The following is an 11,833-nucleotide window of genomic DNA, read 5'->3' as shown; positions in this document are numbered from 1 at the left end:
TCTACTCCCTGTAGGATTGAAGAATAAGTATTTTTATCCGAGCATTCGACTGGAAATGGAATAGAGCGTAGTGCAGTCAACTTTCAAAACGAGTCTTATTTTGCTTAGTACGCTTTTTGCGTGCACCACTCATGTGTCAGCAGCCTCTTATCAATCTAAATCTCAAACTTGTCGAGCCGATGGTGCTTTTAAAATAGTCAGTTCTGTTGGTCCCGTAGCTAGTTTACGATTAGGTAAAAATTACGAGCAAGGCGAAGGGGTTAATAGAGATATTAATCAGGCATTTGAATGGTACTGTAATGGGGCAATGCAAAAAAATGCCGACGCGCAGCTCAAGACGGCTTTGCTTTTATTAGAAGGCAAAGGTATTAAAAGAGACGTTAGCAAAGGAATGTACTGGCTGAACAATGCCGCTAATAATGGCAGCCACGATGCTGAGTTAGCATTAGGGATTTTGTTGGTCGATGCTGATGCTATTCGTAGTGCTGTCCTCTTTAAACGAGCTGCTGCAGGCGGTAATTTATATGCGAATCACCGCCTAGCAGAGCTCTATTATTATGGAATGGGAGTGCCCCAGAACTATCGTAAAGCTCAAGAGTTATCTGAGCTTGGGGTCGCCGCTGGATTTGATAAAAGTAAAGAACTCTTAACCCGTATACAGATTAAACAAGCGTCTGGAGTGTTTAAATCGCCAGAACCGGTGCCTTCTGTTGAGTCGGTCGCTCTCATTAAGCAGCCACCTGCGCTTAAAGAAGAGTCACAAAAAAGTAACAGTTTATTGCAGAGCTTCTTGGCCATCTTGCCATCGTTACCTAATTTTAATACTGATTCGTCAACGGCTGGTGGTAACGAAGTGACTGTTATTACCTCAGAAGCAAGCTCTGTTCCCGTACAGCAAGAGCAGCAGGAAGATGTTGCTTTTGCTCATCCAGTAATAGTTAAGCCATCTGTTGTTACTGAGGCTATAGTGACGGCTGTTCCAACAAAAGCGAACATTATTGCGTTAAATAAGCCCGTTGCTGAGCATAAGGTTGTTCCAGATAAAATAGTGACAGAAAATGGAAGGGGTTTAAGTAGCAAAGAGTCTTCTTTACACAAAGAGCTAGGAGACCAGTTAGTAATAGCAGTAAATAAAGAACAGGGTGAAGCTCTTAGTGCAACTGTTAATGAGACAGTGAGCCAAAAAAATGCACCAGCTCAGCCAGTTGTTGTAGTGAAAAAACCTTCAGAGGCGAATAAACCAAGCGTCGTTGATGTGGTGCGGCCTACTGGTCATAAAGCTGCTTCAAAAGCATTTGAAGCAGATATTACAAGCTTGGCGCGTGGTTCTGAATGGGTTAATAAGCAGCCGGATATGCGTTACGCTATTCAGCTTGTGCAAGCCAGCCAGCTTAGTGGAATTGTGAAATTCATTAAAAAACATAATTTGGATGATAATTCATATTACATCCATGCATTGCAGGATGGTCAATACCGCTACATATTGTTGTATGGTAACTACCCAAATAACCGAACCAGTAAAAAAATAGCTAAAACATTGCCGGATGCGGTTCAAAAGGCAGGTTATTGGATCAGAACCTTTGGTGATTTACGTCGTAGTTATAAAATAAGCCCTTAAGCTGTTTCCCTGGAGATTTTATGGGTGGCAGCGTTGTACACTCAATACAAAAAACCTCAACCCTCCTGATAGCTATAGTCATGCTGTCTATGGCTGCTGTGCTTGTTTATCAAAGCAATGATATGGCCCAGCGCTCTATCAACATAAAAGAACGCGAAATAAAGTTGGCATCGTTAGTTAAAGTTTTAGAGCTGTCCGTTGTTAAGATTCAATATAACCTAGCCGATTTTCGATCGATTAAAAGTTCTCCTAGTTGGGATGCACGTTTAAATACGGCTGCTGAGACAGCTCTTGATTTTCGTATTGCGGTTCAAAAGATGCGCATGCAAGATAGCGAACAAGCGTTTATATATGATGCTTTATTACCTACTTTTCATGAGTTTTATCGAGTGGGTTTGCAGATGGCTAGGTCCTATATTGATGGAGGACCAGAAGTTGCTGTTCTTTTTTCTGGCCAGTTTGCTGTTACTGCTAACGCAATGAATGCAAAAGTAAGTACGATCGCTAAGCGCTTACGGTTAAGTGCTGAAAAGAGCCTTACAGAGTCGGCACTTGCCGCTCGTGTTCATGTTTGGACAGGCATCGTTTTTGGTGTTGTTTTTATATTGCTTCTTGTGCGCTGTGGTTTGTTTTATTGGAAGCACTGGGTTAGGCCTGTTAATCAACTCGGTGACTCCGTATCGTCTTTGGTCGCTGATCTAAAAGAGAGCCTAGTCCCTGTTCAGCTGGCAAAACCTAATAGAGTTATCAACAAAAGCATCGCTAAGGTTTATGGCGCTATTGATGACCTAATATCACACAGTGACGAGAAAGTAGATGATTTACAGCGCGAGTTGCAGTCTTTAGTGTTTGTTCGGCAAGCGCTCGATGTTTCGCACGCTTGTGTTATGTTGACAGATGAGCGCTTTACCATCTTGTATGCGAATAGCTCATTGATGCAGCTTTTTCAAAATCAGCGCAAGGCTTTCGTCGCAGAGTTTGGTGATCTTGATTCTGTTAATTTGGTAGGCAAGCGACTAGATCTCTTTCGTCGTAACCCCGAAAAACGTGTAGACGTGTTAGCACGTTTATCTCATCGTATGCGAGCGCGTATTCCTGTTGCTAATCGTATGATGACGTTAGTTGTTACCTTAATCGATGACGTGGAAAACTCGTCTGGCTTCTTGATTGAGTGGCAAGACGTTACGCATGAATTTAAAGTTGAGCAGCAAATAAAGTTACTGGTGGCGTCTGCCGCTAAAGGTGACTTATCTAAACGTATCTCCATTGATTCTTTAAAAAAACTTGCTCCAAGCTCATTTCTTGGTCATGTGAGTCGTGACTTAAATGAGCTTATGGAAGTTGTCACTTTAGCCGTGGATGGGTCAGAAGGTTCTTTATGCTCGCTTGTTGAGGGGCGTACAGATGAAGATTCTGACATTGATCTGCCTGGCAGATTTGGTGACCTTTCTGAGAGTATCAGGGGGTTGTCTGCTCACTTAAATATGCTGGTTATAGAGAAAAAAGAGTTTTCTAAATGGGCTGCTTTTAATATTCAGGGTGTTTTTAAGGTTTCTCGGGAGTTGCAAGAGAACGCTCAGCAGCAGTCTAGATTGGTTGGTCCAGTATGTTTTGAAGCTGAAAAGTTATTAGCCCTGACTCAAAAAGTTAAAAAGTCTGCGCTTTCGCTTAATAATGGAGTTAACCAGGCTGAGTTTAAGGCGCAGCAGGCAGGGCAATTCATAGAGCGGCTTGTTGAGTCATATCAGCAAATGGATAAGTCTAATGTAAACATTACTGATGCGGTCGACATGGTGGAGCAGGTAGCATTCCAAGCAAACTTGCTAGCGTTAAATGCCGCTGTTGAAGCTGCGCGAGCAGGAGAGCAAGGAAAAAGCTTTGCGGTAGTTGCATCAGAAGTGAGAGTTCAAGCGATGCGTGCTGCTAAAGCCGCAGCCGATATTAAATCTTATGTTAATAGCAATGTTGCGCATGTGGATAGTGGTATTGAAAATGCAAATGCGTGGAACTCCTCTGTTCTTGAACTGTTATCAATATTCTCTGTTGCAGAAAATGATGAGTTTAGTCGTTCTTTATCGGCGCAGCTAGAAGGCGTCGAGCAGCTAAAAGGGTCGGTTAGTAATATGAACTCTTTAGTACATCAAAATGGAACCTTGGTAGAGTATTTGTCAGACTCAGCCGAATCGATGAAGTATCAATCTGAACGATTAAGTTACTTACAAGAGTAGCTTGTAGCGTGAGTTAAGTTTTGTACTTGTTAAATGAGAAAGGAGCCTTATAGGCTCCTTTTTATGTATTACGCGGTTAACTGGTCAATCTGTACGATTACTTGTTGTTTATACCAAATTGTAGATAAATACAGTGGCTACTGCAGCGGGTGTAATAAAGCGTAATATAAACATAAAGATCTTGAAGCCGTAGCCATTGTTTATATCTAATTGGTTTTCGACAGCTTGTTTGTTCATAAACCAACCGACAAAAATAGCAATGAATAGGCCGCCTAGTGGCATCATTAAGTTAGCTGTGACGTAATCAAGCAGATCAAAGATGGTTTTATTTTCAAATACTGGAATAAAATCAAGAGGGTGTACGTCTGCCCACTCGTTGAATGACAGAATGGTAAATAGACCTAATACCCAGATAGATATACCGCCAATGAGCGTGCCTGATAAACGGTTGATACCTTTCTGCTCCTCTAACCATTCGACTACCGGTTCAAGTAGTGATATGGCCGAGGTTACGGCTGCTACAACCAGCAGTGCAAAAAATAGTGTGCCAAAAAGTACACCGCCTGTCATTTGTCCGAAGGCAAGAGGAAGCGTTTGGAAAATCAACCCAGGACCTGACCCTGGCTCAAGGCCGTTTGCAAATACTAACGGGAAGATAGCTAGACCTGCTAATAAGGCAACGACAGTATCGACGACAGAAACAGCCACGGCTGTTTTAACGATGGAGACATTTTTAGGAAGGTAAGAGCCATATGCCATCATGACACCCATACCAAGGCTTAAGGTAAAGAAAGCATGCCCAAGTGCGGTTAAAATACCCTCGGTCGTTAGTTTTGAGAAGTCTGGTTGAAATAGAAAAGCGAAACCTTGTGCAAAATCGCCGCTGCTTAACGCGTAGCCGACCATTACCAGTAATAAAATGAAGAGGATTGGCATTAAGATGTTGATGGCCTTTTCCATGCCTGAGCGAATTCCACCAGCAACAATAGTGATAACTAACACCATAAAGACAGAGTGCCAGAGCAGTAATGTCCATGGGTCTGACAGTAAACCGCCAAACAATGCGCCAATGCTGTCAGCGTTACTGTCTGTGAAAACACCTCCTGCCGATTGGCCAACGTAGGATAATGCCCACCCCCCAATGACTGAGTAGAAAGAAAGAATCAAGAACGATGCTGTAATGCCCATCCAGCCTATCCATGTCCAACGTGTTGAAAGGCCGTCACGTTGCGTTAGCATACGTAATGAGTTGATAGGGCTGCGTCCACCACGGCGACCAATCATTACTTCTGCAATCATGATCGGCATACCGATCAGCGCTATACACAACAGGTATACCAGTACAAAAGCACCACCGCCGTTTTCGCCCGTGATATAGGGAAATTTCCAGATATTACCCAGGCCTACTGCAGATCCGCTGGCGGCTAAAATAAACGCAAGGCGTGAAGACCACATAGGGTTGTCTTGACGCGCTTCACTAACAGAAGTGTCTTCTGTATAGGTTTGACTAGTTTGTGTCACGATTCTTCTCCGTTGATTTATTCTTATTGTGTTTTGACTTTCTTATACCGTTATCTTTTTTGAAAGCGTTCCTCTGCTAGCGTATTGGCAACCATACCCGTCGGTAGGTTGTTGGCATCGCTGCGACGGAAGATTTCATCTAATGTGTCTGCAATGGTTTCTATATGTTGTGATACCTTTTGTGGTGTGTGCCCGACGCGATCATAGAAGATGTCGATAATGCCTCCTGCATTAATCGCAAAGTCAGGTGCGTATAAAATTCCGCGCTCTTTCAGCATCATGTCATGTCGTGATGCTGCTAATTGGTTGTTAGAGGCACCAGCAATAACCGATGCTTTAATGTTAGGGATGCTGTCATCATTAAGAATTGCGCCGAGTGCGCAGGGCGCTAGTACATCAACATCAAGAGTTAGAATTTCTTGTGACGAAACAGCAATAGCACCCAGTTGCTTGACTGCTTTATCGACATATTCTTGATGAATATCGTTAACGTAAAGCGTGGCGCCTGCTTCACGTAAGTGCTCAGCGAGGCGATAACCAACATTTCCGACACCCTGTATAGCGACGGATAGCCCTTTTAAGTTGTCTGTTCCTAAGCGGTGTTTTACTGTGGCTTTTAGGCCAATAAAAGTGCCATAAGCTGTAGCTGGTGAAGGGTCTCCGTTGGATAGCAGCCCATCAATACCTGGGCGCTCGGTAATGCCCGCAACAAACTTTGTGTTACGGTTCATGATTTTAAGGTCGGGGACGCTTGTGCCGGAATCTTCTGCTGCTATGTAGCGGCCCCCCATACTTTCTAGGCAGCGGCCCATCATCTCAAGTAGCGCTTCGGTCTTATGCTGGCGAGGGTTGCCAATAATGACGGATTTTCCGCCTCCTAGCGCAAGATTCGCCAATGCTGATTTATACGTCATTCCTTTAGATAAGCGTAGAGCGTCTGTTAACGCCTCTTCATCAGAGGCATAGTTCCACATACGACAGCCGCCAAGTGCTGGCCCGCGGTTGGAGTTGTGTACAGCGACAATAGCTTTTAGACCAGAAGCTTCGTCGTGAAAAAAGTTAACCTGTTCATGATGATCAAATTCAATGTGGCTAAAAACTGACATATTTACCTCGTATCCTTAACTGTTTTTTAATGCTTCAAGCTTGCGCGCTAATGAGATCAACGTTGTTGTTTTTCTCTGTTTGCAGCTCCGTATGTAATGCTTGGCGCTTGGCCTTCGCTTTGAGGTAGTTTTCTTCTTTTACTGGGCCGTATCCTCGGATCATGCCGGGGATTTCTGCTAGCTGTTGGGCTGCGCTGTAGTTGAAATTTCGGCCATCACTATTATTTATCGCTTTTTCTATCAGGTTTATATCGGTTTCATAGTCACGAATGATCTGCTTTTCTAAGCGGCGGTCTTCGCTCCATGCAAAGATGTCCATAGGCGTGCCGCGTAGGCTTTTCATCCGCGCGAGTAAGCGGAACATGGGCATGATTTTTTGGCTGAAAACACGTTTGCGTGGACGCCCTGTGTGCTTGTCTTTGCGTGCAATCAGTGGCGGGGCAAGGTTGAACTCCAGTTCAAAGTCTCCTTCGAACTGCTCGTCTAATTGTTGTTTGAATGTTTCAGAGGTTAGCTGTCGAGCGACTTCATACTCATCTTTGTAGGCCAGCACTTTACTGTAGTTTTCTGCAATAGCACGGCTGATGTGAGTTTTATTGGTGTGCTCTTTTTCGGTGCGGCTAAATTGCGAAAGGCGCTTATGATAACGTTGCGCAAGTGCTGCATTTTGGTATTCAGTGAGATGTGTGAGCTCTTTCTCTATTTGCTCTTCTAAAGAGGGTAGCATGCGAACCATTTGTACAACCGGAGCAGGCTTGACGACTTGTGTGACGTTATCTAGATCGTGCGCCGCACAACGGCCCCATAAAAAAGCTTTGAGATTGGTATCAACAGAGGCGCCGTTGAGCTTGATCGCCTCTTCGATTGATTCACGGCTTAAAGGTAGTAGGCCTTTTTGGCAAGCATAACCAATCGTAAAGAGGTTCACCGCCATACCGTCGCCCATTAGGTCTGTTGCTAGTTGGGTGGCGTCGAAGCAAAAGGTACCTTCAGCGCGTGCTGTTGCTTCAATAACGGCTTGCATCTCATTATTTGGCACTTGTAGGTCAGGGTCGCGGGTAAAGGCGGCGGGCATTGTGTCGTGATTATTAATAATCGCAAAGCTGCGTTTTCCATCTAGCTTTCCCAGAGCTTCTTCGCTGGCGCCGACCATCAGGTCAAAGCCTATTAACAGATCAGTTTCACCAGCAGGGATACGTACTGTGTGCAGTTGCTCTTGTGTAGGTGCAATACGAATGTGGCTCATAACGGCACCGAACTTTTGTGCCAGACCGATTTGATCGAGCACACCAACACCTTTCTCTTCTAAATGCGCAGCCATGCCTAGTAATGCGCTGACAGTTACAACGCCGGTTCCGCCTACACCTGTCAGTAGAATGTTATAAGGTTTGTTTATTGTTGCTGTTATTGGTTCCGGCAGGTTCTCTGCGGGTGGTGTGGCATTTAAGCCTGCGGCTTTTCGTAAAGTTCCGCCTTTAACGGTAACAAAGCTTGGACAAAAACCACGGATGCAGCTGAAATCTTTGTTGCATGATGACTGATCTATTTGGCGTTTGCGGCCGCGCTCCGTTTGTTTGGGTAGCACTGATAGGCAGTTTGATTGCACACCACAATCGCCGCAACCTTCACATACTTCGCTATTAACAACAACGCGTTTTTCAGGATCAGGCATTTGGCCGCGTTTGCGACGTCGGCGTTTTTCAGCGGCACAAGTTTGGTCATAGATAAGAGCAGTACAGCCTTGGGTTTCACGAAATTCGCGTTGAACGGCATCTAGATCATCACGGTGGTGGAAGGTAACGCCATCAGCGAAGTCGGCTCTGCTTGGGTATTTGTAAGGCTCATCACTAACGATGGCCAAGCGGCGAACGCCTTCACCAAAAAGTTGGTGGGTGATTTGTTGGACGGTTAGCTGTCCATCTACGGGTTGGCCGCCGGTCATAGCAACGGCATCGTTGTAGAGGATTTTGTAGGTGATATTCACTTCAGCAGCCACTGATGCACGTATTGCGAGTAGCCCGGAATGGAAGTAAGTTCCGTCGCCTAAATTTTGGAAAACATGCTGGTTGTTAGTAAAAGGTGCTTGGCCAATCCAGGTAGCGCCTTCGCCTCCCATTTGAGTGAAAGTTTCTGTACCGCGGTCCATCCAAGTAGCCATGTAATGGCAGCCTATGCCGCCTAAAGCTTTGCTGCCTTCAGGTACGCGAGTCGATGTATTGTGCGGGCAGCCCGAGCAAAAATGCGGAGTACGTTCTACCAGAGAGCGTGGTTGGGCAAGTTCGGCCTCCTTGGCACATAGAAATGCTAAACGTGATGCAACCTGTTCGCTTTGGTAAAAAGGCGCAATGCGTGAAGCAATAGCTCGGGCAATCATCGCGGGCGTGAGCTCACCCAGTGTTGTTAGTAGTTCTTGGCCGTTTTCATCACGTTTGCCAATAATTCTTGGGCGAGCACCGTCCTGCCAGCTATATAAATAATCTTTAATTTGGTCTTCAATAATGCCGCGTTTTTCTTCAATCAATAGAAGTTCTGGGGTGTCTTTAGCAAATTCTCGAATACCCACGGGCTCTAGTGGCCAAACCATGCCTACTTTATAAAGTTTGATGCCTAGTTCGCTGGCTTTCTCGTGCGTGATACCTAGGTCGTCTAATGCTTGAAGTACGTCCATATAGGATTTGCCGGTCGTGACAATACCTAAGCGCGGTGCTTGGCTGGTAATTACTGTCTTATCTAGCTTGTTTATCCGACAGAACTCTTGTGCAGCTTTCAGCTTGTAGGTATGCAAACGGGCTTCTTGCTGCATTGGTTTGTCAGGCCAGCGAGCGTTAACTCCTTCAGGAGGGAGTTCAAAATCAGCGGGGGTTTTTATGTTGATGCGGTTCAAATCTAGGTCTGCAGATACTGATGAGTCGAGTAGTTCTGCTAATGTTTTAAAGCCAACCCAGCAACCGCTAAAGCGTGACATTGCCCAGCCATACAAGCCGAAATCCAGCATCTCCTGGATCCCGGAAGGATAAAGCACGGGTATCATCGCATCGACAAAAGCGTAGTCACTCTGATGGGGGAGTGTTGAGGATTTGCAGGCATGGTCATCCCCTGCAACAGCCAGTACACCGCCAAATTGTGAGGAGCCAAATGCATTGGCATGCTTTAGTACATCTCCAGTGCGGTCAACACCTGGGCCTTTTCCGTACCATAAACCAAAGACACCATCATATTTAGCACCTTCAAATACATTGACTTGCTGAGAGCCCCAAACGGATGTTGCACCCAGGTCTTCATTAATGCCTGGCTGGAAAAAAATGTTGTGTGTCGTTAGGTATTTTTTTGCTTGCCACAGTGTTTTGTCAAAGCCGCCTAGAGGGGAGCCGCGATAGCCAGAAATAAAGCCTGCAGTGTTTAGTCCTTGCAGTTTATCGCGTTGTGCTTGCAGCATGGGTAAGCGTGCTAAGGCTTGGCTACCTGTCAGGTAAACGCGTCCAGAATCTAATTCCCACTTATCATTAAGTGTTACATCTTTCATGGGTGTACTCCCGTTTGTATACACAAACATCACACATCAATTCTTGTATCGGCTTATTTAGTGATTAGTAAGCGATACAGTCCGAGCTAACGCCTGAATTGACGAATGAAGTTTCTTGGACCTTGGTTAAGGTCAAAATCAAAAAGAAACGATCAAAAGCCGAAAGCAGCCAGACGTTAAGAAAAAAGTGTTTGGTTCGATATTTTTCGAGAGCTAATCGCTAAGCACGAGCTAAGCAGAGGCTGTACTTGATTAGAAATCTTTGATGAAAATGTGAATAGTAATTTGCAAGGATGGCAAGCAGAATGATGCGGTTGAGTTGTCATTTTAATACCTCAAACTAATACTGGATCTCAGTATTGGTTCACTTATTGTTATTTTTATCCGGCCTGTAGGCAGGTTTATATTCGCTGCTCTTGTGAAGCATTGGGTGCAAAGATAGGTGATCTTTTAATCAAGGTCAATAGTTGGTGGGTTACGTTTACGTAAACTTGATATTGGTGAGTATAAAGCTGCTAGAGAGGTTTATATAGAAAACCCGGCGTGAGCCGGGCTTTTTATCTTTTTTAGGTTCTTTGTGCTGCAGGCTTGTGGCCTCTAGCATTTTCACCAGATCGCTGCCCATCTCTATGGCCTGGTTTAGGTTTCTTTGGGCGTTTAGGGTGCGCTGGGCGCTGTAAACGCGATGTTGGCAATGCATTAACTGGCTTAAATCCCGGAATCTCTTTGCGCTCAAGAAGAGCGCCAGTTAAGCGTTCAATAGCAGCAAGCAGCTTGAACTCATCTGCACAGACAAGCGAAATAGCTTGTCCCGTGGCACCTGCGCGGCCTGTACGTCCAATACGATGCACGTAATCTTCGGCAACGTTAGGTAGGTCGTAATTTACAACCTGTGGTAGCTGGTCTATATCAAGTCCGCGGGCTGCGATATCAGTGGCTACAAGTACTTGAATTGAGTAGTCCTTAAAGTCGGCCAAAGCTCTGGTGCGTGCCCCTTGGCTTTTGTTGCCATGAATGGCTGCAGACTTGATTTTGGCTGCTTCTAATTGCTTTGTTAACTTATTAGCACCATGCTTTGTTTTGGTGAAAACAAGCACTTGGCTCCATTGGTGTTCTTTTATTAGCTGTATAAGCAGAGCAGCTTTTCTATTTTTATCAACAGGAGAGACCCACTGTTCTACTGTGGCTGCCGTTGTATTGCGTGGGCTGACTGAAATCTCAACAGGGTTATTAACTAAACCTTTTGCAAGGCTGCGGATCTCGTCAGAGAAGGTCGCTGAAAACATTAAGTTTTGGCGCTTCTTAGGTAACAAGGCAATGATTTTGCGAATATCATTGATGAAACCCATATCGAGCATGCGGTCGGCTTCGTCAAGAATGAGTACTTCGAGTTGGTCAAATTTCACTGCTTTCTGGTTGTATAGATCCATGAGGCGGCCAGGAGTGGCAACGAGTATATCGGCCCCTTTGCGCAGTCTCATCATTTGCGGATTTATCTTAACACCACCAAAAACAACGGTGGAGTGTAGAGGTAAGTTCTTACCATACATCTCAACACTTTCGCTTACTTGTGCAGCCAGTTCTCTTGTTGGAGTGAGAACCAGTGCGCGAACTTGGTTTGAGCGAGGGCGGTTGCCCTTGGAGAGCAGCTCCAGCAGGGGTAATGTAAAACCTGCTGTTTTACCTGTGCCTGTTTGCGCAGCGGCCATGACATCTTTGCCTTCGAGTACGGCGGGTATTGCCTGGGCTTGGATGGGAGATGGCGTGGTGTAACCTTTTTCAGCAACAGCTTCTAGTAAAGGTGCGGATAGGCCCAGGGAGGCAAAGCTCATAGATT

General features: G+C 45.2%; 6 protein-coding genes. 2 read left to right on the top strand and 4 right to left on the bottom strand.

Features of this window, described 5'->3' with window-relative positions:
• The first annotated feature begins 70 nt into the window (after positions 1 to 70).
• Together NEJAP_RS11900 and NEJAP_RS11895 are read left to right on the top strand one after the other, a co-directional pair.
• The gene (locus NEJAP_RS11900) at positions 71 to 1,618 is read left to right on the top strand and encodes an SEL1-like repeat protein (RefSeq protein ID WP_201347447.1); all 1,548 of its coding nucleotides are present in this window, start codon (positions 71 to 73) and stop codon (positions 1,616 to 1,618) included.
• A 20-nt stretch (positions 1,619 to 1,638) separates the two neighbouring features.
• Positions 1,639 to 3,846: a methyl-accepting chemotaxis protein gene (locus NEJAP_RS11895; protein WP_201347446.1), complete on the top strand. Its 2,208-nt coding sequence runs from the start codon at positions 1,639 to 1,641 to the stop codon at positions 3,844 to 3,846.
• A gap of 108 nt (positions 3,847 to 3,954) precedes the next feature.
• Here the strand turns inward: NEJAP_RS11895 and NEJAP_RS11890 are convergent, their stop codons facing one another.
• The 4 genes from NEJAP_RS11890 to NEJAP_RS11875 form a co-directional block, all read right to left on the bottom strand.
• Positions 3,955 to 5,301, bottom strand: a complete 1,347-nt coding sequence (locus NEJAP_RS11890; protein ID WP_201350599.1) for a sodium-dependent transporter — start codon at positions 5,299 to 5,301, stop codon at positions 3,955 to 3,957.
• Positions 5,302 to 5,417: 116 nt separating this feature from the next.
• Positions 5,418 to 6,473: a Leu/Phe/Val dehydrogenase gene (locus NEJAP_RS11885; protein WP_201347445.1), complete on the bottom strand. Its 1,056-nt coding sequence runs from the start codon at positions 6,471 to 6,473 to the stop codon at positions 5,418 to 5,420.
• 34 nt (positions 6,474 to 6,507) lie between these two features.
• Positions 6,508 to 9,996 carry an indolepyruvate ferredoxin oxidoreductase family protein gene (locus tag NEJAP_RS11880; protein WP_201347444.1) on the bottom strand — a complete coding sequence of 1,163 codons (3,489 nt, stop codon included), beginning with the start codon at positions 9,994 to 9,996 and terminating at the stop codon, positions 6,508 to 6,510.
• 566 nt (positions 9,997 to 10,562) lie between these two features.
• Positions 10,563 to 11,828 (bottom strand): DEAD/DEAH box helicase, encoded by a 1,266-nt coding sequence (locus tag NEJAP_RS11875; RefSeq protein WP_201347443.1) that lies wholly within the window; start codon positions 11,826 to 11,828, stop codon positions 10,563 to 10,565.
• Between the last annotated feature and the right edge of the window lie 5 nt (positions 11,829 to 11,833).

The sequence above is a fragment of the Neptunomonas japonica JAMM 1380 genome, from assembly GCF_016592555.1.
In the GTDB taxonomy this organism is placed as follows: domain Bacteria; phylum Pseudomonadota; class Gammaproteobacteria; order Pseudomonadales; family Balneatricaceae; genus Neptunomonas; species Neptunomonas japonica_A.
Note: the sequence above shows the minus strand (reverse complement) of the source record. Positions and strands in the feature narration are given on the sequence as shown.

Bases quoted from the DNA above. Each gene is read 5' to 3' on its own strand.
- NEJAP_RS11895 (WP_201347446.1), top strand. From the start codon at position 1,639: ATGGGTGGCAGCGTTGTACACTCAATACAAAAAACCTCAACCCTCCTG.
- NEJAP_RS11890 (WP_201350599.1), bottom strand. From the start codon at position 5,301: ATGTGGTCTTCACGCCTTGCGTTTATTTTAGCCGCCAGCGGATCTGCA.
- NEJAP_RS11885 (WP_201347445.1), bottom strand. From the start codon at position 6,473: ATGTCAGTTTTTAGCCACATTGAATTTGATCATCATGAACAGGTTAAC.
- NEJAP_RS11880 (WP_201347444.1), bottom strand. From the start codon at position 9,996: ATGAAAGATGTAACACTTAATGATAAGTGGGAATTAGATTCTGGACGC.
- NEJAP_RS11875 (WP_201347443.1), bottom strand. From the start codon at position 11,828: ATGAGCTTTGCCTCCCTGGGCCTATCCGCACCTTTACTAGAAGCTGTT.